At 44.8% G+C, this 20,835-nt stretch carries 24 protein-coding genes; 8 read left to right on the forward strand and 16 right to left on the reverse strand.

Features of this window, described 5'->3' with window-relative positions; all coding sequences use genetic code 11:
• Positions 1-40: 40 nt before the first annotated feature.
• The 3 genes from ACKTRM_RS11805 to ACKTRM_RS11815 all read right to left on the reverse strand — a co-directional run bounded on the left by ACKTRM_RS11805 (position 41) and on the right by ACKTRM_RS11815 (position 2,457).
• On the reverse strand, positions 41-1,168 hold the full coding sequence (locus ACKTRM_RS11805; RefSeq protein ID WP_012117990.1) for a M14 family metallopeptidase: 1,128 nt from the start codon (positions 1,166-1,168) through the stop codon (positions 41-43).
• Between the two features lie 82 nt (positions 1,169-1,250).
• Positions 1,251-2,213, reverse strand: a complete 963-nt coding sequence (gene glcK / locus ACKTRM_RS11810; protein WP_012117991.1) for a glucose kinase GlcK — start codon at positions 2,211-2,213, stop codon at positions 1,251-1,253.
• Positions 2,214-2,247: 34 nt separating this feature from the next.
• Complete coding sequence (locus ACKTRM_RS11815) at positions 2,248-2,457, reverse strand: YqgQ family protein (protein WP_007408313.1); 210 nt, start codon at positions 2,455-2,457, stop codon at positions 2,248-2,250.
• Positions 2,458-2,654: 197 nt separating this feature from the next.
• On the opposite strand from ACKTRM_RS11815, the gene nhaC reads away from it, so the two are divergent.
• Complete coding sequence (gene nhaC, locus ACKTRM_RS11820; protein ID WP_012117993.1) at positions 2,655-4,019, forward strand: Na+/H+ antiporter NhaC; 1,365 nt, start codon at positions 2,655-2,657, stop codon at positions 4,017-4,019.
• Between the two features lie 75 nt (positions 4,020-4,094).
• On the opposite strand, the gene ACKTRM_RS11825 is transcribed toward nhaC, so the two are convergent.
• The 3 genes from ACKTRM_RS11825 to rpmG form a co-directional block, all read right to left on the reverse strand.
• Positions 4,095-4,268: a hypothetical protein gene (locus ACKTRM_RS11825; RefSeq protein WP_007408311.1), complete on the reverse strand. Its 174-nt coding sequence runs from the start codon at positions 4,266-4,268 to the stop codon at positions 4,095-4,097.
• A 70-nt stretch (positions 4,269-4,338) separates the two neighbouring features.
• Positions 4,339-4,893, reverse strand: coding sequence for a 5-formyltetrahydrofolate cyclo-ligase (locus tag ACKTRM_RS11830; protein WP_012117994.1), 555 nt, complete (start codon positions 4,891-4,893; stop codon positions 4,339-4,341).
• Positions 4,894-4,971: 78 nt separating this feature from the next.
• Positions 4,972-5,121, reverse strand: a complete 150-nt coding sequence (gene rpmG, locus ACKTRM_RS11835) for a 50S ribosomal protein L33 (protein ID WP_003153056.1) — start codon at positions 5,119-5,121, stop codon at positions 4,972-4,974.
• A gap of 346 nt (positions 5,122-5,467) precedes the next feature.
• On the opposite strand from rpmG, the gene ACKTRM_RS11840 reads away from it, so the two are divergent.
• Positions 5,468-5,821 (forward strand): hypothetical protein, encoded by a 354-nt coding sequence (locus ACKTRM_RS11840; RefSeq protein WP_003153047.1) that lies wholly within the window; start codon positions 5,468-5,470, stop codon positions 5,819-5,821.
• Positions 5,818-6,282: an endolytic transglycosylase MltG gene (locus ACKTRM_RS11845; protein ID WP_007408308.1), complete on the forward strand. Its 465-nt coding sequence runs from the start codon at positions 5,818-5,820 to the stop codon at positions 6,280-6,282. The genes ACKTRM_RS11840 and ACKTRM_RS11845 overlap by 4 nt, the downstream gene beginning before the upstream one ends.
• Before the next feature lie 98 nt (positions 6,283-6,380).
• Here the strand turns inward: ACKTRM_RS11845 and pstB (ACKTRM_RS11850) are convergent, their stop codons facing one another.
• From pstB (ACKTRM_RS11850) to ACKTRM_RS11870, 5 genes are read right to left on the reverse strand one after another with little or no spacing between them, the layout of a single operon-like run.
• On the reverse strand, positions 6,381-7,163 hold the full coding sequence (gene pstB / locus ACKTRM_RS11850) for a phosphate ABC transporter ATP-binding protein PstB (RefSeq protein ID WP_003153040.1): 783 nt from the start codon (positions 7,161-7,163) through the stop codon (positions 6,381-6,383).
• A gap of 11 nt (positions 7,164-7,174) precedes the next feature.
• Positions 7,175-7,981 carry a phosphate ABC transporter ATP-binding protein PstB gene (gene pstB / locus ACKTRM_RS11855; RefSeq protein WP_012117995.1) on the reverse strand — a complete coding sequence of 269 codons (807 nt, stop codon included), beginning with the start codon at positions 7,979-7,981 and terminating at the stop codon, positions 7,175-7,177.
• A gap of 18 nt (positions 7,982-7,999) precedes the next feature.
• The gene (gene pstA / locus ACKTRM_RS11860) at positions 8,000-8,884 is read right to left on the reverse strand and encodes a phosphate ABC transporter permease PstA (RefSeq protein WP_012117996.1); all 885 of its coding nucleotides are present in this window, start codon (positions 8,882-8,884) and stop codon (positions 8,000-8,002) included.
• Positions 8,884-9,813: a phosphate ABC transporter permease subunit PstC gene (gene pstC, locus ACKTRM_RS11865; protein ID WP_012117997.1), complete on the reverse strand. Its 930-nt coding sequence runs from the start codon at positions 9,811-9,813 to the stop codon at positions 8,884-8,886. The genes pstA and pstC overlap by 1 nt, the downstream gene beginning before the upstream one ends.
• A gap of 48 nt (positions 9,814-9,861) precedes the next feature.
• A complete protein-coding gene (locus ACKTRM_RS11870; RefSeq protein WP_012117998.1) occupies positions 9,862-10,764 on the reverse strand; it encodes a phosphate ABC transporter substrate-binding protein in 903 nt (300 codons plus the stop codon).
• A gap of 231 nt (positions 10,765-10,995) precedes the next feature.
• Here ACKTRM_RS11870 and ACKTRM_RS11875 point away from each other — a divergent pair.
• Positions 10,996-12,146, forward strand: a protein-coding gene (locus tag ACKTRM_RS11875) for an IS3 family transposase (protein ID WP_144080791.1) whose coding sequence is annotated in 2 segments (ribosomal slippage) — positions 10,996-11,269 and positions 11,269-12,146 — 1,152 coding nt in all. Because the reading frame shifts where the segments join, the coding sequence is not laid out codon by codon here.
• Between the two features lie 62 nt (positions 12,147-12,208).
• Here the strand turns inward: ACKTRM_RS11875 and ACKTRM_RS11880 are convergent.
• The 4 genes from ACKTRM_RS11880 to ACKTRM_RS11895 all read right to left on the reverse strand — a co-directional run bounded on the left by ACKTRM_RS11880 (position 12,209) and on the right by ACKTRM_RS11895 (position 17,120).
• On the reverse strand, positions 12,209-14,356 hold the full coding sequence (locus ACKTRM_RS11880) for a peptidoglycan D,D-transpeptidase FtsI family protein (protein WP_012118001.1): 2,148 nt from the start codon (positions 14,354-14,356) through the stop codon (positions 12,209-12,211).
• A gap of 101 nt (positions 14,357-14,457) precedes the next feature.
• Complete coding sequence (locus ACKTRM_RS11885; protein ID WP_012118002.1) at positions 14,458-15,747, reverse strand: MFS transporter; 1,290 nt, start codon at positions 15,745-15,747, stop codon at positions 14,458-14,460.
• A gap of 119 nt (positions 15,748-15,866) precedes the next feature.
• Positions 15,867-16,472, reverse strand: a complete 606-nt coding sequence (sodA, locus tag ACKTRM_RS11890; protein WP_003153025.1) for a superoxide dismutase SodA — start codon at positions 16,470-16,472, stop codon at positions 15,867-15,869.
• 165 nt (positions 16,473-16,637) lie between these two features.
• Positions 16,638-17,120: a DUF456 domain-containing protein gene (locus tag ACKTRM_RS11895; protein ID WP_007408301.1), complete on the reverse strand. Its 483-nt coding sequence runs from the start codon at positions 17,118-17,120 to the stop codon at positions 16,638-16,640.
• Positions 17,121-17,281: 161 nt separating this feature from the next.
• Here ACKTRM_RS11895 and ACKTRM_RS11900 point away from each other — a divergent pair, with 161 nt between their 5' ends.
• From ACKTRM_RS11900 to ispG, 3 genes are all read left to right on the forward strand, one after another.
• The gene (locus ACKTRM_RS11900; RefSeq protein WP_012118003.1) at positions 17,282-18,043 is read left to right on the forward strand and encodes a DUF1189 domain-containing protein; all 762 of its coding nucleotides are present in this window, start codon (positions 17,282-17,284) and stop codon (positions 18,041-18,043) included.
• A gap of 91 nt (positions 18,044-18,134) precedes the next feature.
• Positions 18,135-18,437, forward strand: coding sequence for a LysM peptidoglycan-binding domain-containing protein (locus tag ACKTRM_RS11905; RefSeq protein WP_007408299.1), 303 nt, complete (start codon positions 18,135-18,137; stop codon positions 18,435-18,437).
• Between the two features lie 132 nt (positions 18,438-18,569).
• Positions 18,570-19,688, forward strand: a complete 1,119-nt coding sequence (gene ispG, locus ACKTRM_RS11910; RefSeq protein ID WP_169510269.1) for a flavodoxin-dependent (E)-4-hydroxy-3-methylbut-2-enyl-diphosphate synthase — start codon at positions 18,570-18,572, stop codon at positions 19,686-19,688.
• A 33-nt stretch (positions 19,689-19,721) separates the two neighbouring features.
• Here the strand turns inward: ispG and ACKTRM_RS11915 are convergent, their stop codons facing one another.
• On the reverse strand, positions 19,722-20,099 hold the full coding sequence (locus tag ACKTRM_RS11915; RefSeq protein ID WP_087920773.1) for a DUF308 domain-containing protein: 378 nt from the start codon (positions 20,097-20,099) through the stop codon (positions 19,722-19,724).
• 133 nt (positions 20,100-20,232) lie between these two features.
• Here ACKTRM_RS11915 and ACKTRM_RS11920 point away from each other — a divergent pair, with 133 nt between their 5' ends.
• Positions 20,233-20,814, forward strand: coding sequence for a nucleotidase (locus ACKTRM_RS11920; protein WP_007408297.1), 582 nt, complete (start codon positions 20,233-20,235; stop codon positions 20,812-20,814).
• Positions 20,815-20,835: the final 21 nt, after the last annotated feature.

Genomic DNA, 20,835 nt, shown 5'->3' on the forward strand with positions numbered 1-20,835 from the left:
TATTTGTTTATGTAAACAAATGAGAAATTTCACAGATGTCTCAAAAAACAAGCGACCTCCACAAAATACCTTCCGTCGCTTGATAAATATCAGCAAACTGATGAAAAGGCAAAGGGTTTTTTCCCTTCCCGAGCTCAATGGTATAGCCCTCTTTTCCATACTGCTGTATAAACCAATCCCTAAAACCCGCATGGCTGTCAATGGTTTTAACGCCTTGATAGCGGTTTCCGCTTATCGCTTCAAACTCCCGAATCATCCGGGATGATTGCTCCGGTTCACATCCTTCGTATCCCCAATAAATCTCTTCTCCCTGCGTATGAAGCGCGATCAGCCTGTCAGGCGGCTGCTCCGTTATCAGCCGGTGCATTGCCTGCGCCTCCGGTTCAGTGAGCGGCGCCGTCCCCGGAAAATCCCGGTATGAAGGGGCTTTCGGTTTGCGCCTCTGTTCAATATCCCAATTGGATGGGAAATGTTTATTTAAATCCACACCGTTTATATTCGCCTTCCATTCGCGGAAATCCGGGCGGTGTTCATTTAATCGATTAAGAAATTCATTTTTTTCTGATAAATCTTCACATCCGTAAAGTACGAGATCAACACCGTCGGGATTTACGAGCGGAACGAATGACAATGATGTCAGGCTGAATATATCAAGCGCAGAGTGCCCGAAAACGGTTTTATTTTCGCATAATGCCGCGCAATATTCTTTACACCATTTAAGCGCGACCGAGGTGGTGATCCATTCATTGGCATGAAATGAGGCGTTTACATGGACTTTTCTTTCAGCCGTATCCGCACCTATTTTCAGCTCATAAAGCGGCTTTCCCAATACGGAACTGCCGATTTTACGGCACGTGACAAACGGAAAGACATCCGTTATTTTCTCAATTTCTTCATAAACCGATTGGGAGCCGTACACCTTTTCTTCCTTCACCCATTGATCAGCGGAAAGAATCCTTTCACAGTGCCGGATGTATCGCGAAAGCCCGCTCAGCGTCTCAAGCGGCGGACCCTCTGACTGCCCGCTCACGGCAAAGCCGGGACAAAATAATTCATCGTTTTCCGCCGTTTTATCAGCGGCTTTCAACAGTTTTTCATCAATTGAAAGCACCTTTGCAATATCTTTCATATGCTGTTTCAATTCAGGTTTGACACGAATTCCCGCCATGTTCATCCCCCTTTTTTAAAAACTATATGACTGGGGAGATAAAAAAAGAAAGCCGCCCGCGATATGGGCAGGCAGACTTTCTTCAGCAGTTTTGATGTTTGAGCCATTCATTTTTGGCAATCCACGCCCCGCCGATGACTCCGGCGTCATTTCCAAGTGCCGCAATCGAAATATCCGCTGCTTCCGCAGAACGCGGGAACGCGGTGATTTTGAAAGTCTCTTCAACTTTTGACCGCAGGATTTCACCCGCTTTAGACACGCCTCCGCCGAGCACGATTTTCGTCGGATTCATGGCGCTTGCCAGATTTCCGAGCACGAGGCCTAAATGTTTTGCGACATAATCGACGACTTCAAGCGCTGTCTTATCCTGCTGTTTAGCCGCTTCGAACACGTCACGTGCCGTCAGATCGCGCACTTGTAAGAGCGAAGAGTCGGAAACAGCCGCAAGCTTTTCTTTCGCGATGCGGACGATGCCTGTTGCGGACGCAATCGTTTCGATGCAGCCGGATTTTCCGCAGTTGCACGGAGCTCCTCCTTCCGGAATACTGCAAATATGACCGATTTCTCCGCCGGCCCCGTTTTTACCGTGAACGATTTCTCCGTTGACGATGATGCCTCCGCCGACTCCGGTTCCGAGCGTCACTAAAATGACATCTTTGGCCCCGTCACCTGCACCCTTCCACATTTCTCCGAGCGCCGCGATATTGGCATCGTTTTCAATGACGGCCGAAATACCCGTTTCCGCCTCGAGATGGTCTTTCAGCGGATAGTTTTTCCACCCCATATTTGTCGTCTCATAGACCATCCCCGTCGCCATTTCCACGGGTCCGGGCGCTCCCATTCCGATCCATTTTACGATCCGTTTCGGCTTGTTCAGTTCTTCCAGCTTCTGGTCAAGCGCTTTGGCGATCGTGACCGTAATTGTGTTTCCTGATTTATCGGTCGGAACTTCCCATTTATGCTGAATTTCACCGTACATGTTGATAAAGGCCAGCTTGATGGTTGTTCCGCCAAGATCAATCCCCGCAAACCATGTATCTTCCATAATAATCTCCTTTTCTTATTAAAATCCTGCTTTGTTATCTGCCTTTGATCCGCTCCGATTCTCTCTGAAGAACTCCGGCGGCTTTTTGCCATAATTCTCTTTCAATCACGTTTGACAAGTACATTTCCTTTAATTCATCTTTCATAAAGTCAATTTCAGCTTGTCTGTCACCGAAATAAACGATATGTCCGAATGACTTAAACAGCTGCTGCACGTCATAAAATGAATTCATCTTCTTCACCATTTCTATTCTTCTTAGTATAAGCGTATTTCATCACTGATCCGGGCGTCAAGCAAAAAACGATTGGAGAAAATATCCTTGTATTATTTTCATAAATTGTATATTCACAATTGTAAAAAAACACTCATTTATGCGTTTTTCTGTTACAATACTTTCGTGCCCAAAAGCACAAAAGGATTAAAGTTTGATGGGGTGTTGTTTTGAAACAAGAAAAAAGGCTGACGTTCATCTCAGCCATCAGTTTATTTGTCTTGATGTTAGCCGTCATTATTTCCTGCCTGTTTTTCTTTCATACAGAGCCGCATATGCCGCTGTTCTTTTGCGTCATTATTCTGTCTCTGGCAGGTTTGTGGCTCGGTTTCTCGTGGGACAGTCTTGAAAAAGGAATTGTCAGCGGATTGAAAAACGGTGTGCAGCCGATTATCGTGCTGGCTTTGATCGGTGTGCTGATCGGCGCCTGGATGTACAGCGGCGCCATTCCCACCGTCACCGTTTACGCTTTGTCAATTATACAGCCGAGTCAGCTGCTTTTGACCGCATTATTTTCCTGCATGATTATCAGCACGCTTGTCGGCTCAAGTCTGACAACTGTCAGTACAATCGGCGTCGCGCTGTTAGGGGTAGCAAGCGCGGCGGGAGTTCCGCTCGAATGGACGGCGGGAGCAGTCATTTGCGGGGCTTGTTTCGGTGATAAAATGTCACCGATGTCCGACACGACGAATTTTGCCGCCGGAATCGGCGAAATTCCGATTTTTAAGCATATTCGCCATATGATGGGCACTACCGTTCCGGCACTGCTGATCACGATTGTTCTTTTTTATATTCTCGGTTCATCGGTTTCAATAAATGCCGCTTCAACGCAAAATATTGATGCGGTCATTTCCGGAATAAAAGAGGCCGTGCACGTTACGCCTTGGTCGCTTCTTTCACCTCTGTTGGTGATCATTTTAGCTGTGAGACGGGTTTCCGTGATTCCGGTGCTTACCGCCGGTATTATTTCCGCAGGGCTTCTGACTGCTGTTTTTATTCCTGACAGCAGCATTCAAGGATTTATATCCGCCCTGCAAAGCGGGACGGCGTTTAAAACCGGCGACCAGGCTGTGGCCAGCATTATCAACAGAGGCGGGCTCCAATCGATGATGGGATCAGTCTCTCTGATCATGATCGCCTTTGCGCTCGGCGGCCTGATGGAAAAAACGGGCCTGATCGCGGCGCTGCTTCAAGGATTGATAAAAGGCGTGCATACGAAAGGACGTCTTATCATGGCGACCGTCTTCTCAAGTATAGGCGTAAACCTTGCGACAGGGGAGCAGTATTTGTCGATCTTAATTCCGGGTCAATCTTATAAAGCTTTATATGACAAGCTCAGCATTAAGCGGATTCACCTTGCGCGGTCGCTTGAGGACGGCGGAACATTGATCAACCCGCTGATTCCCTGGGGAGTAAGCGGCGCTTTTATGGCAAGCGCATTAGGGGTTTCCGTCATCGACTACCTGCCGTTTACCTTTTTCCTGTACATTTCTCCTATGATCTCAATTCTGCTCGGTTTCCTGAAAAAAAGCTGACAATACGAGAAAACCTGCCGTTTTTTACCGGCAGGTTTTCTTATGCAAAAAATCCCGCTGAAAAACGGGATTTGTTTAAAATGCCTGCTGAATGAATTTGTTTCTGATAAACGGTATTTTTAAAAAGAAATGAATGAATGACCGTCTGATCCCCGGCTGGCTGAGCACGCTGTTCATCAGACGGTAGCGGTTTTGGTAAACGGCTAAAACAGATACGGCGCATAATGAGTAGATCAACAATTTTTTCATCTTATCCCTCCTGCCCCTATCGTTTGTCAAACAGCGAGAATTATTCCGGTGCAAGAAGTTTTTTATGCGATTAAGCGATGGTTTCAGATTCAGTCACGATCATATCGACCGGAATATCGTGGGGCATACGGGGAATGCGGTCTGTCAGCTGGCAGTCAAAGAGAAGCGACACGGTACGGCCTTTATAACCGGGGAGGTACCGATCATAATATCCTCCGCCGTATCCGATTCTGAAGCCTTCCCGGTCAAAAGCCACGCCGGGCACAATCACAAGGTCAATGTCTTTTTGGGCGGCTTTTTCCGTCAGGCTCTCGATCGGTTCACTGAGGCCCGCATATACGGTTTCCAGCTGATCATACGCAGAAAATGTACGGAACTCCATCGCTCCCGTCTGCGGAAAGCATTTTGGGATACAGACTTGTTTTTTCTCTTTCCAGGCCTGTTCAATAATCGGCTGTGTCGGAATTTCCAGGCGTGTCGAGATGGTAACGGCGATCACGCGGGCCTGTTTCCATTCTTTTAAAGAAAACAGCGTTTCACGCATGCTGCGGCATTTTTTCTCCCATTCACTTTCTGTCATGTCAGAAAGCTTTGCTTTGATAGCGGTTCTGATTTGTGCTTTCACGTTTCTCAAACCTCCCTGAAAGACAAAAAAGCCAGAACTTTATTGAAAGCTCCAGCTTTTTCCGCTGTTTTAAACAGCTTATTTTGTTTCACGGTGTAACGTAGATTTTTTATCACGTGGGCAATATTTTTTAAATTCAACGCGGTCCGGATTGTTGCGTTTGTTCTTTTTAGAAATATAGTTACGCTCACCACATTCAGTGCAAGCCAAAGTAATATTAACGCGCATTATTTTCCCTCCAAACTAAATATCATTTACTTATTCAGACTTATATATAATACCACTATAATGGACGGAATGCTAGAGTGATTTACATGAAATGTTGTTTAAGTACAGAAAACATCAGTTTATGCTTCTGATCCTCTGAATGAGCTTGCGTCAGATGAAGGGAAAATATGACGAAACAGGACAAAAAAGGACTTTCTGATACGAAATCTATAGAGAAATAACCGTTTGCTCCCCGAATAAAAAAGATTTCCCGACAAAATTCCGTTTTTTTCTCTATTTCCTTTAGAATGGCGGCGTTTTATGGTATAAAAAAGAAGGGCAAATTAATAATAGAAGGTGATGAAACGTGGAAATTGCTATTATTGCGTTGTTTATCGTCAGTATAGCGCTTATTGCATTCTCATATTCTCAAAGAGATCCGATGAAAGACGTGGAACAGGAGCTTGAAACGCTTCAGCTTTCCGCCATGCAGGAAATTTACAAGCTGAAAAAGAAAATGACGGTGCTTGAAGAAGAATTGCTGGAAACCAACCTCGTGATCCGCAAAGCCAAAAGCAGCGGCATTAACCAAAAAATCGCCAAACAAATCATTTCAAAATATAACAACGGAATGTCTGCGGAAGCCATCGCAAAAGCGGAGCACGTGTCTGTCGAGGACGTCAATACCATTATTAAAGATAATGAGAAGGTGCTCGTATGACAAAACGGGGCATTCAGGCTTTTGCAGCAGGCATGATTTTAGCGACGGCCGTTCTCGCCGCTGTCTTCTATTTGACTGACCATGACCAGGCAGCCGCCGTTAAAACCGAAAAAACAGCATTGACAGAAAAAGAAGTAAACAGCTACCTCGACGATCAGCAAAAAGTCTCCGTCAACCGGGATGACTATCAAAAACTGCTTGATTCTAAAGAAAAATCGTTAAACAACGACCAAAACACAGACGCCAAAAAGAAAAAAGTAACATACAAACTGACGATTAAAGACGGAATGAGCACTGCTGATGTGTCATCCATTCTTGAAAAAGAAGGGATTATTCCTTCAGCGAAGGACTTTAATGATTACGTCATTGACGCAGGCTACCATAAAGAAATCCGCGCCGGCCATTTCAAAGTCGACTCAGATATGAGCTTTAAAAAAATCGTCAAAACATTAACCCGCTAAAAAAGCTTGCAGGCATCGTCCATTCAGATGGATACGGCCGGCAGGCTTTTTTAATAGGGAGTATAAAACGGACCCGGTCAATGGCCGGGCCCGTTTTTTTATCCGAATTTTCCGGTGATATAATCATGTGTTTTTTGATGATCCGGCTGAGAAAATATTTTGCCTGTATCCCCCCACTCTACCAGTTCGCCCATATAGAAAAACGCGGTTTGATCAGAGACCCTCGCTGCCTGCTGCATGTTGTGCGTCACAATGACGATTGTATACTTTTCTTTCAATGTCAAAATCAGCTCTTCTATTTTCCGCGTGGACACGGGATCAAGAGCAGACGTCGGTTCATCCATCAGAAGGACGTCCGGTTTTGTGGCGAGCGCCCTTGCGATGCACAGCCGCTGCTGCTGACCGCCTGACAGTGAAAGCGCCTGCTGGTGAAGGCGATCTTTCACTTCATCCCAGAGCGCAGCTGCCTTTAAAGATTCCTCGGCGATTTCAAGCAGTTTCTTTTTATTTTTTTCGCCGTGAATTCTCGGACCGTACACGACATTCTCAAATATTGACTGGGGAAACGGATTGCCTTTTTGAAACACCATACCGATCTGTTTTCTTAATTCTGCCGCATCCGTCTTTTCTTTCAGCAGATTGCGCCCGTTATAGATCATGTCGCCTGTCACTTTGACATTCGGGGCCATTTGCAGCATTAAGTTTAATGTTTTAATAAAAGTGGATTTCCCGCAGCCGGACGGACCGATGATCGCAGTTACCTTCCGCTCCTCAAAACCGATCGTAATGTCTTTTAAAGCCTGGTGGGCTCCGTACCATACGTTCATGCCGTGAATATCAAATAAATTCTGTGTGTGCACCGCTTCCTTCACAAGGCTCACAGTCCTTCCCCCTATCCGAACTTTCCGTTAATGTAGTCATCTGTCTTTTGCGCTTTAGGACTCGTGAAAATTTGTTCTGTCTGCCCGTATTCCACCACTTCCCCGTTTAAAAAGAAAGCCGTTCGGTCAGACACCCTCAGCGCCTGCTGCATGTTATGCGTAACGATAATAATCGAATAATCTTTTTTCAGTTCTGTCAAAAGCGCCTCGATTCTGGCGTTTGAAATAGGGTCCAGAGCTGAGGCCGGTTCATCTAAAAGAAGTACGGCAGGTTTCATCGCAAGCGTACGGGCGATGCAAAGACGCTGCTGCTGGCCGCCTGATAACGAAAGAGCCGATGAATGAAGCCGGTCTTTAACTTCATCCCAAAGCGCCGCCTTCGTTAAGCTTTCCTCGACCGCATCATCCAAAACGGCTTTCCTGCGTTCACCCGCATACTTCAGCGCATGTGTGATGTTATTGTAAATGGATTTCGGGAATGGATTCGGTTTTTGAAACACCATACCGATCTCCCGTCTGAGAGACACGACATTAATCGCTTCCCCCAAAATATTCAGCCCTTCATAAAGGATCTCTCCCTCGCTTCTTGCAAAAGGGATGGCATCGTTCATTCTGTTAATCTGTCTCAAAAATGTTGATTTCCCGCAGCCGGACGGACCGATCAGAGCCGTCACCGCATGTTTTTCAATATCCATGTTTACATCTTTAACCGCTTGTTTGTCACCGTAATAAATTGATAAATGCTTCACTTCCAAAATTGAAGACTCCGGCGAACGCTTTGTCTGTTCCGCTTGTTCCCTGATGATGTGATCAATCATGTTTTCGCCTCTTTCTGATTAATTTGCCGTAAGTTTTTTATAAATGACAGATCCGAGCCATCTTGCACAAAGGTTAAACAAGAGCACCGAAATCACCAGCACCGCCGAGCCGCCGTTTGCAATCGCTTCGGCGTCAGGGATGATTCCCTGCGTATTGACACTCCATATATGAACCGCCAGCGTCTCAGCCGGCCTGAAAATGTTGAAAGGAGATGATTCAGAAAACGGGTTCAAATCCGTAAAATTCAGCCGCGGCGTTGTCAGTCCCGCTGTAAATAACAATGCGGCCGCTTCTCCGAATACTCTTCCTGATGCGAGAATGGCTCCGGTTAAAATCGAAGGAATCGCACTCGGAACCAGCACCGTTTTGACGGTATGCCATCTCGATACGCCTAAAGCGAGAGAAGCTTCTTTCAGCTCCTTAGGAACTGCAGTGAGCGCGCCTTCTGTCACCCGGACCATAACGGGAAGGTTAAAGACCGTTAATGCGAGCGCGCCTCCGATAATCGTGTAGCCCCATCCGGTCAGGTTTACAAACATCAGCATGCCGAACATCCCGATGACAATGGATGGAAGCGAAGACAGCACCTCAATACACGTTCTGATAAAATCAGTGATTCTATTTTGGGGCGCATATTCAGCCATAAAGACCCCGCCCCCCACTCCAAGCGGTATCGTGATCAGCATGGTGATAAACAGAATGTAAAAGGAGTTAAAAAGCTGATCCCGTATTCCGCCGCCTGACGCAATGGCGCTCGATTTTGACGTAAGAAAATGCAAGGAGATTTCAGAGACGCCGTGAATAAGAATGTACAAAAACAATCCTGCCAAAATCGCCGCGATTACAGCGGCGCATAACCCGAATACACCGGTGGCCAATTTATCCGTTATTTTCCGGTTCATTACACTTTCCTCCTAGACGACAAGTAGCGTATGAGCAATATAAACAGAAACGACATGATGAGAAGAACGAGCCCCATAGACCATAACGTATTATTTTCAATACTGCCGTATGTGGTATGGCCCATGTTTAACGTAATAATCGTCGTTAATGTTCCCGCCGTATCAAGCAGGCTTTCCGGCAGAAGCTTTGTATTTCCGATAACCATCTGTACGGCGAGTGCTTCTCCGAACGCTCTTGCCATCCCGAGCACGACAGCGGTCAGCAATGTCGGAAACGCCGCCGGGATAAGCACCTTTCTGATTGTCTGCCACCTCGTCGCACCAAGCGCGTATGAACCGTCGCGAAGATGTTTCGGAAGTGACGCAAGCGCATCAGCGGAAATCGATGTAACAGTCGGCAGAATCATTACCGAGAGTACGATCGTCCCCGCCAGAAGGCTGTGACCCGTTCCGCTTGATTTAAAAGAGCCGATAAACGGAACCAATACTGTAAGACCTATGAATCCATAAACGACGGACGGAATGCCGACAAGCAGCTCAATTACCGGCTGCAGCACCTTTTTTCCCCAAGTCGGCGCAATTTCCGTCATAAACACGGCACCCGCAATACCGAGGGGCGCTGCGATCAGAGCGGACAGAACCGTGACCGCAAATGACCCGAAAATAAAAGGCAGCGCGCCGAACTCAGGTTTTGCCTGGGTTGGATTCCAATTCAGACTTGTTAAGAACTCAATCGGGCTTACACCATTTACAAAAAAAGATTGCAGCCCCTTTATGCCGAGAAAAATTGTGATCGCCGCTGATGCCGCAATGATAATCGCGGCACACACAGACACAATCACCCTTCCGCGGACTTCATCCATTTGCCTGTTTTGTTTTGAGCTTATTAAGCGTTCGCTTACAGACTCTTTTTCTCTGTGATTTATCATTTGTTTACACTCCTATAAAGAAGAAGAGGCGGGGAGCCCGCCCTCCCCTCAGCTTTGCTTGCCGTTTGCGTCACGTGTGACTTTCATATCAGAGATCGGAATGTAGCCTTGATCTTTTACGATACTTTTCTGTACTTCATCGCTGTTCATATAGTCAAGAAACGTTTTTGTAAGGCCTGACGCTTCACCTTTCGTATAAGAGTGCTCGTAAGCCCAAATCGGATACTCGCCTGTGACGACGTTTTTCTCTTCCGGTTTGATGCCTCCGATCGATAAAGGCGTTACTTTGTCATCGTTTATATAAGAGAATGCCAGATAACCGATTGCTCCCGGCGTTTCCGCAATGATTTTTTTGACTGTATTGGAGGAATCCTCTGTGATGCCCTCTGCAGGCTCTGCTCCGTCAAGCGCATATTTGACGAACGTAGCGCGTGTTCCTGATGAATCAGGACGGTTCACAAGTGTAATTTTTTGATCTTTACCGCCAAGCTCTTTCCAGTTTTTAATTTTGCCTGTAAAGACGTCTGTCAGCTGTTTTTTGGTTATATCCTTTACACCCGCACCGGGGTTGACCGCAGCCGCCATCGCCACTACCGCTACTCGGTGGTCTTTTAGGGCTTTTGCATCAATGCCTTCTTTTTCTTCAGCAAAGACATCTGAGTTGCCGATTTGCACTGCCCCTTCAGACACTTGCGAAAGACCTGTTCCTGAACCTCCCGCTTGCACCTGCACATCAGCATCCGGATGTTTTTCCATAAACTTTTCCGCCGCTGCCAGTACTAACGGCTGCATGGCTGATGAACCAGAAATGGTTAAAGAACCTGATGCTTTTTTATCCTCACTTGCAGATTGACTGTCTGTCTTGCCGCTTTCCTTTGCATTTCCGCATGCTGCAGCAACAATCATAACAGCAGCCATCAGAAGCATAAGCATCCATTTGTTTTTTTTCATTTCCTGAATTCCCCCTGCATTTAATGTGTAATTTGTCCTACAGGTCTAGAGTAAAGGGTTCTTGTAAAATGCGTATAAATCAAGTGTTAAGGTTTTGTAAATCCGGATGTTTTTTTGTATAAAAAAACGCTCACAAGGGGACTGACCCCATAAGATGAGACAAATAAAAACACCTTCAAGTTTGAATACGGATGATTGTTATCCGAAATTAGACTTGGAGGTGTTTTTTCTATGGGGACAAGAGTGAGTTATCCGGTTGAAGTGAAACAGAAGGCTGTAGAAATGAGATTGGCAGGCGTACCTATGAAAGAGATCCTGCAGGAGTTGAATATTAAGAATAAGACACAGGTTCAGACATGGGTTAGATGGTATAAGGTTGGTGATACACATCGATTCGAACAGCCTGTTGGAAAGCAATACACTTACGGAAAAGGCCCGGAGTATTCTTCCGATTTAGAGAAACTGCAGGCAGAGATTCGTTACCTGAGACAACAGAATGAAGTTTTAAAAAAGTACAACGAATTGGAAAGGAAGTTGATAGCGAAACGTCAGTCGAACTTGTAGAAATATTGCACAGCACAATGACCGTACAGGATATCTGTATTCATTTAGGTATCTCTCGAGCGTCTTATTATCGTTGGAAGAAGAATCTGATGAAGGATCATCCCAAGCGCCATTTGGAAAAACAAATCGGCACGTTGTGCCGAGAGCACAAGTATCGATATGGATATCGAAAAATCACAGCCATACTAAAAAAGAGAATGTGTATTAACCATAAAACGGTTCAACGTATTATGCAGAAAAATCAATGGCAGTGTCGGGTTAAGGTGAAAAAGCGCAAGAAGGATGGGCAGCCATATGCCGTGGTCGATAATATATTGGATCGGAACTTTCAGTCTGATCGTCCTCTTGAAAAACTAGTAACGGACATCACATATTTGCCTTATGGACAGAAACAATTGTACCTTTCCAGTATATTAGATTTATACAATGGAGAAGTGATTGCTTTTACTATTGGGGATAAGCAGGACACAGCCTTTGTCTTAGACACACTTGATCAGCTACTAATGCTGCCTGAGAACTGCGTGTTACATAGTGACCAAGGTTCTGTGTATACATCTTACGAGTATCAAAAAGCTGTTAAAACAAAAGGCATTACCATGAGCATGTCCCGCAAAGGGACGCCCGCTGATAATGCCTCCATCGAATCGTTTCATTCCTCGCTAAAGTCTGAAACGTTCTATCTTAACAGCATTGATCGAACTACGACTGCCATCGTAGAACGCACTGTCATAGAATACATTCATTATTATAACAATATTCGTATTCAAACCAAACTAAACAACCAATCACCGATAAACTATCGGCAATTGGCTGTTTAAAAGGTGTTTTGACCCCTGTCTCAAAAACGGGGGGCAGTCCCCAAGTTGTGAGCGTTTTTCTGTTAGTGATTTGTATTGCCGTTTTCAGCGTCTTCCTGAATTTTATCTTCGTTTTTCTGCTTCGTATTATTATCTTCTTGTTTCTTTTTCAGCTCAAAGTATTTGTCCAGAGCTGCTTCCCCAATGTCATTAGTTATTGAATACCTGTCATTATAATTTTCATAAGCCCATGGAACCACTACTGAAATAGCAACTTCAGGATGATCTGCGGGAGCATAAGCCACCAAAGTTGTGTTATAAGTAGAAGCACCAGTTCTTGATTTTATAGGTCCATCATAGAAAGCTTGTGCTGTTCCAGTTTTACCGGCAGGGTGATAACTTTTATTAGCAAAATTTGCTCTCGCAGTCCCTTGAGCTCCATTCATAACAAGTTTAAAGCCTTGTTGAACACGTTCAATTTCACTTTCCGTCATATCAAGACGGTTCATCACTTCCGGATTAACAGATTCAACGACGGCCCCGATACCTTTTTTTGAAGGTTTTCTTACTTCTTTCACGACTTGGGGCTTCATACGATAGCCGCCATTAGCAATGGTCGATACATACTGAGCCATTTGAAGCGGAGTGTATGTGTCATATTGGCCGATCGCAAAATCAAGCAAGAAACCTGACTGTCTTTTAGTTCCCACATATCCTGTAGCTTCGTTAGGCAGGTCAATTCCTGTTTTTACCCCTAAACCGAATTCACTGAAGTAATAACGAAATTTATCAAATGCGCTGTAATCAAGCGGAAGTGGATGTCCTGATATATATTTACCCTTACCAATTGCAATCGCAGTTTTGAACATATAAACGTTAGATGAACGCTCAAGTGCAGTTAAATCATTTATCGGCCCCATTACACTTACCGATTTTTTAGGAGGAGAGTCTTTAATATTTAAAACTTCATCCGTAAATATATTTCCGATTTTTATAGCACCTGTTTGATAACCTGTTAACAATGTTGCCCCTTTTACAGCTGAGCCCATGTTATAAGAGGAAGTCATTGTTCCTAGTGCATAATCATCGATTTTATATTTGCCGTCTACTTGTTTAATCTGTTTACCCGCCATTGTAAGCACTTCTCCATTACGGGGATCCATCATTACGACAAATGCTCTGTCAAGCAACTGTGTACTCGGTCTTGCCTTTGCAGCCCTTAAATTTTTCTCAATAATTTTTTCAACGTCTTTTTGCAATTCGGTATCTATAGTGAGCACTAAATCATCCCCGGCTTTACCTTTTGAAACCGTTTCTGTATCTGTTACGTTTCCAGAGGAATCTGTCACATTTCTCACTTTCTCTTTTTGGCCCTGCAGCAGATTTTCATATTGATACTCTAAATAACTTTTTCCTACTCTGTCATTCCTGCTGTAGCCAAGTGACAAATAATGCTCAAGAAGATTTGAAGGGAGTCCTTCGTTGGAGCTCGAGACACTGCCGAGAACTGATTTTAACAACCCTTTATTTGGATAAGACCGTTCCCAGTCAGACGTCACGTCAACTCCCGGCAGTTCATCTAAATGTTCGCTGACGACGGCCATTTCTTTTGCCGACACGCCTTCATTTTTGATGTATTGAGGCGTCAGGGAGTAGCCTGAATCCATCTGCCTTTTGATCGCAAGGATCTGCATGTCTTTTGAAGTGAGCTCATTCAGCTGTTTGTCTGTGATGCGTTTCAGCTGAAGCTGATATAAATCATCGTCAGACAGTTTTTTGTCTTCAGCTTTTTGCTTTTCTTCGGCCGTAATCAGTTTTTTCGCTTCATCAGGCCTCGTTAACATCCAATAGTCTTTTTTATCCCGCTCAGTCACCTTTTTGGTGCTTACCTTAATCATACCCGACAGTTTTTTTGCGATTTTTAAACGCTGCGCCTGGGTGGTTGAGGCTGAACGTGTATATGTAATCGCATTTAATGCTTTATTCGTTACGATGGGATTTAGGTTCCGGTCGTATATTTTCCCTCTCGGAACCGCCGTGCTGACATCAGACTCCTCCTGCTTATTAGCGGCGTTTTTATAATCATCACCCTGAACGATCTGCTTGATGCCAAGCTCGACGATAATCCAAGTAAAAATAAGAAACGCGGCCAAAAACAAAAAATTAAGCCGGATCGGCAGTGATTTTTTCTTTTCTTTGTTTACAGCTATTTTCTTTTTATTTCTCCTCATGACATCACCTTTTCTTATTTACAGAAAGAAATGACACCTTCTGTTCAGGTGCCATTTTTCATTCTAAAGGTTTTTTCGATATTTTTCTACAGATAACCCTTTTATCTTTCTCCTTTTATAAAATTCGGTTCCGCCGCCTGTTTTTGTCGGTCTTCTTCTACTGTTTCATCAGAAGTTTCCGTATCCAGTTTGATGTCTTTTATAAAGTAATAAATCAGCGGATGCCCGGCTCCGAGCAGCACGAGCGCCGCCGGTATCCCCACTTTTTCCTTGAACAATGTAACGATGACAAGGAAACAAAGGATGGAAACGATCCGGCCCGCATTTAAAAATAACTCCCTGAGCACAATGTATTCAATTCTGGCTTTTCTGGCAAGCCGCGCCCGTCCTATCACATCATATGTAAGCGAGACATACGGCACGAGCAGAACTGGATAGCCGATCGCAATAAACACTCCGTACAAAAGGAGCGTCGTGAAGCTCATTTTGAAAATTATGAGAAACAGGGCGCCGTACAAGATCAATCCGCCGATAAGAATCGCCTTTTTCCGCGCTCTTTTTTTGATGAGCCTTGATGCAAAATAATAGGCAAAAAAAGAAACCGCGGAATTGACGAGACCGAATGTTCCGAGCGCCAGCTCACTGTTTGTCGCAATGAATACAAATACGCTGATTAAAAAAACAAAAATCCCTTCTCTCAAGCCTTGAAAAAAGTGCGCGTTGGTAATCCGGCGCCAATTCAGATTCGTGTGGCGCTCATCAAAAACTTTTTTCAGCATAAACCGGCCTTTCGACTCCCTCCGCTTCAGAAAAAAGCTCATGACCACGGCAAGGGCAAATAAGCCGAGCGACAGGCTGAAAATGATTGTATAACCCGTATTGTTTTCAAGTCTTGAAATGACATATCCGGCCACAATCGGACCGATCATGCCCGCCGATGAAGACAAAATGCCTAAAAACCCGTTAAAAAAATCTCTCGTTTCCGGTTCCGTGATTTCGAAAGTCAGCACATTAAAAGCCAGCCAGTAAAAGCCGTATCCAACTCCGAGCACGGCCCCTATCAAAACGAGACGGGAAGCCGCAGTTTCTCCGGCAAGCAGCACACTTAAATAAAAAGCGGCCAAAAAGATAACGCCGAACCTTAGAATAAACACCCTGTCAATTTTTTTAGCCAGCCGGCCAGCCAGCAGAAAGGTAACCGGCTGCATCGTCACGACCGACAAATTGTATATGGCCAAATCAATAAATTTTCCCGACTGCTTCCACAAATACACGTTGACAAATGTATTTGACAGCGCGATGCCCAATGAGTAAAGGCCGCCAATCGTCAATAACAGCAGCAGCCCTTTATTTATTTCGATGTCGCCGATAATTTTTTTTATTTTGCTCATCATTGACTCCCCTTTACTACACATTAGTTTGTCTCACTCAAACTGAGATATGTAAAAGGAATCAAAGTCAATAAAAAAACAAGGCCTCCCGCGGGAGACCTTGTGATCATTCAACTCAATTATTTTGCTTCGCTGTAAAGACGGGCAACTTCATCCCAGTTCACAACATTCCAGAAAGCTGAAATGTAATCAGGACGGCGGTTTTGGTAGTTCAGGTAGTACGCGTGCTCCCAAACATCAAGACCGAGAACAGGTGTTTTACCTTCTGAAAGCGGTGAATCTTGGTTTGGCGTGCTTGTAATTTCAAGTTTGCCGTTGTTTACAACGAGCCAAGCCCAGCCTGAACCGAAACGGCCTGCAGCTGCGGCGGCGAATTTTTCTTTAAATTGATCGAAGCTTCCGAACGTGCTTTTGATCTCTTCAGCAAGCTCACCAGTCGGTTCGCCTCCGCCGTTCGGAGATAAAAGAGTCCAGAATAAAGAGTGGTTTGCATGTCCGCCGCCATTGTTGCGGACTGCCGTGCGGATGTCCTCCGGCACTGCGTTCAAATCAGCAACAAGCTCATCTACAGATTTCTCTGCAAGCGCTGATCCTTCGATCGCTTTGTTGAGGTTTGTCACGTATGTGTTATGGTGCTTCGTATGGTGAATCGTCATCGTTTCCTTATCGATATGAGGTTCTAAAGCATCATAAGCGTAAGGCAATTCTGGAAGTTTGTAAGCCATAATTTTTTCCTCCTTTAAATATATGTACTGAAATGCCGCTTAACGCGAACTTTTCTAATCTCAATGTAACAAAAGAAAGCGTGGTAATCAATGAAAAAGCTCACAATCCGGCGATTCCAGCAGACATATTACACTTTATCCGTTCACAGCCGAAATTAAACCTTTCTAAAGCACCGTCCATAAGAAATATCCGATCATAAAGAGCTGAATGACGCCTTTTGCCGCGACGCTTGTTAAAAAGCCGATTAACGAGCCGAGCCCCACTTTTGCCGCGGACTTGATATCCTTTTGATGAACAAACACCTCAGCGCAGAGAGCACCGATAAACGGGCCTAATATAATGCCCGCCACGGGAATAACGAAGGGCCCGATCAATAATCCGATCGTGCTTCCCCAGATTGCCGCCCTGCTTCCTCCGTACCTTTTAACGCCAAGTAAATTTGACACATAGTCAGCTGCGAATAAAACGGCCGCAAATACCGCCTCAATGAGCCAAAACAGGTAAGAATAAGGACTGAAGGAAAACAAAAACCCGTAGAGAAGAAAACCGGCCACAATAAAAATAACGCTTGGAATCACCGGATATACAAGCCCGATAAAAGCAATGACGAAGACAGCAATGATCATCAGCCAATACAAAACACTCATGACAAAAACACCCTCCTTTGTTTTGCGGGCGATCACCGCTTCCCGCATTATCTTATTATGTATGATTCCTTATCACCGCTTTAAATACTCTCACTTGTGTTCATCCCCTGTGAACGATACAATAAGCAACATATACCAGTTTAGGCTAGGAAGTGAAGATATTGAACATATTTACGGCTTTATTGAAAAGTACATATTCTCCGGCAGATATTGCAAAAACACGGTTTCAGGGGATAGGAAAAGCGATCCTTTATGTATTTTTGCTGTCTGTCCTTTTTACGCTGCCAAGCGCTTATTACCTTTGCTCCGGCACCGTAAACTCAATGAACGGTTTCAAAACCGTGTTAAAGAAAGATTTCCCTGATTTCAGCATTTCAAACGGAGAATTGCAGACGAAAGCGTCCGCCTCTAAGGAAACGGAAGCGAACGGGTTCGTCATCGTGTTTGATCCGACAGATGCTTACGGCGCGAAACAAATAGCGGCCAAACAAAATGCGATCGGCATTTTGAAAAATAAAATGGTGCTTGCTGTAGACGGACAGGCGACAGAAATGAATTATTCGCTGATGCCTGCTGATATCACAAAAAAAGAAATCATATCAGCATTAAACCAAAATAAAACAATGATCGTCACCGTCCTGTCCGTTCTGCTGTTCATCATGACAGCGGCCGGAAAATTCATTGAAGTATCATTTCTCGCCGTCATCGGCCTCATATTAAAAAATGCGCAAAGAAAGACATTGAATTACCAGCAGCTCTGGAAGCTTTCGGCTTATTCCATTACACTTTCGACCATATTCTTTACGATCATGCGCGCGCTTGTTATTACAGTGCCGAGTGAATTTTTAGTGAATTGGTTTGTAAACTTTATCATCCTTTTCCTCGTCTTAAAAGAGATACCGCCAAGAAAAACAGCTGTGTAACAAAGACTGCCCCCGGCGGTCTTCTTTTTTGTCATGAACAAAATGGGACAAGCATACAATGAAGTAAAAATGTATGCGGGAGGCGGTTGGAATGAAGCGGCTTACTTTTGTATTCGGCAGTTTATTTGTGATATTCATTATCTTTTACGATCTTAAAATCGGCACGATCCCTTCTCAAGACCTTCCAGCATACGCAGCGGCGGCACAGCCAGCCCGACAGGAATCTTCATACAGAACGGTTACGGTCAAAAAAGGCGATACGGTGATGTCGATAGTCGGCGCACATAAAGCACCAGATGATATTGCACAAGATTTTGAAGCGCTGAATCCGAATGTAAAAGCAAATGCCATTCAGGCAGGCACCGCTTATAAATTCCCCGTCTACCGCAATTAAACGTTAATTTCTTGTCAGTTCGGCAAATACACTGTTACAATATAACATGTAAATAGAAGTTGCCTGACATGTAAAAGGCTCAGCCTGCAAAAGCGGTAACTACAATTAAGGAGCGATTGACAAGTGAGTGAAATCACACATCGTACAAAAACGCGTCCCGTCAAAGTGGGACCTTTAACAATAGGCGGAAATAACGAAGTCGTCATTCAGAGTATGACGACGACCAAAACACACGACGTAGAAGCAACAGTTGCGGAAATCAACCGTTTAGCCGAAGCCGGCTGCCAAATTGTCCGGGTGGCATGTCCGGACGAACGCGCCGCTAACGCGATTGCCGACATCAAAAAACAAATTTCCATCCCTCTCGTTGTCGATATTCATTTTGACTACAAGCTTGCATTAAAAGCAATTGAGGGCGGGGCCGACAAAATCAGAATCAACCCGGGAAACATCGGCCGCCGCGAAAAAGTGGAAGCCGTCGTAAAAGCAGCGAAAGAAAAAGGAATTCCAATCCGGATCGGCGTAAACGCGGGTTCTTTGGAAAAACGCATTTTAGAAAAATACGGCTATCCGACTGCTGACGGAATGGTTGAGAGTGCGCTTCATCATATCAAAATCCTGGAAGACCTTGACTTTCACGACATCATCGTCAGCATGAAAGCGTCTGACGTCAATCTAGCCATAGAAGCATACGAAAAAGCTTCAAAAGCATTTGATTATCCGCTCCACCTCGGAATTACAGAATCGGGCACGCTGTTTGCCGGAACGGTAAAAAGCGCGGCCGGACTCGGAGCGATTTTAAGCAAAGGAATCGGAAACACGCTCCGGATCTCTCTGAGCGCCGACCCGGTTGAAGAAGTAAAAGTAGCCAGAGAACTGCTGAAATCATTCGGTCTTGCTTCAAACGCGGCTACGCTTATTTCATGCCCGACATGCGGACGGATCGAAATTGATCTCATCAGCATCGCAAATGAAGTGGAAGAATACATTTCTAAAGTCAAAGCGCCGATTAAAGTAGCGGTTCTCGGATGTGCCGTTAACGGACCGGGCGAAGCAAGAGAAGCTGATATCGGGATTGCCGGCGCGCGCGGCGAAGGACTTCTTTTCCGCAAAGGCCAAATCGTCCGCAAAGTCCCTGAAGAAACCATGGTCGAAGAGCTGAAAAAAGAAATCGACAAGCTGGCAGAAGAACACTACGCAAAGCTTGAAGCGGAAAAAGCAAAAGCAGAACAAGAAACACAAAAAGCTTGACGGATATTCCGCCAAGCTTTTTTTTGCGTTGTGTTAAAAAAACGGTGTAATGAAGATGCCGAGCACAAGGGAAACAATACCGATTCCCATCGCCCATCCGCCTAAAGCGCCTGCTCCTCTTCTTCTGGCGATATAGCCGACGATAATGCCGCATGCCCCTAATAAAACAGGGAGCACAAACAGGGAAATGATAGAAATAGCCAATGCTGCATACCCTATCCCCCGGCCTTCACTTACTCCGTCCCGATTATCATCACGGTCTGCTGCCCGGTCAGAAGCACGATATGGCTCTGAAATTTCGGCCGCTGTTTCTTCTGAATAAACATCACGCGTGATATCGGTTCCTTCCGATCCATGATCCACATAGTAGTCGTTGCCTTTTCGATTTTCGTAATCGTATGCCACCTTCAATTCCCCCTTTTTCTTTTATGAAAGGAGCTTTTTTAGTTTCCGCGTTTTTTACGAATTCATGTTTGCTAAACTTTTCTGGTATTGTTAATCGTTTATGTTACACTTGAAGGGATGAATTTATAGGAGTGTGGACATGTTACGGTTAGGTATAGATATTGACGGCACAGTTACGGCACAGGATACATTTGTCCCTTATTTAAACCGCTCATTTCATCTTTCCATTACCTTGGATGATATGACTGATTATGATCTGACGAAGCTTTTGAACATTACAGACGAGGAATTTTGGGAATGGATGAACGTTCATGAAGCAGCCATATATAAAGAAGCGAAGCTCGCGGAATTTGCCAAGCAGGCACTGGACGGACTGAAAGAAGAGCACCGTCTGATCTACATTACGGCAAGACGCGGCCACTTAGAAGATGTTACGCTGGACTGGTTTGCAAACCGGGACATTCATTACGATCACATTGAGCTTGTCGGAGGCCATCACAAAGTGGAAGCCGTCAAAAAACACGGCATTGATTTATTTTTCGAAGATCACCACGGCAATGCGACAATGATCGCAAAAGAAGCAGGCATTCCGGTTATCCTTTTTAACTCCCCATATAATCAGCTCCCCATCGATTCCAATATTATCAGGGTGCAGAATTGGCTTGAAGCCGTCGCCTGGATTAATAAAAACAAACATAGCTTTCAGCATGTCAAAAGCTGAAAAAAACCTCCTGTATAAGCA

It is taken from the genome of Bacillus sp. D7-8 (assembly GCF_052055895.1).
Classification (GTDB): Bacteria; Bacillota; Bacilli; order Bacillales; family Bacillaceae; genus Bacillus; species Bacillus velezensis.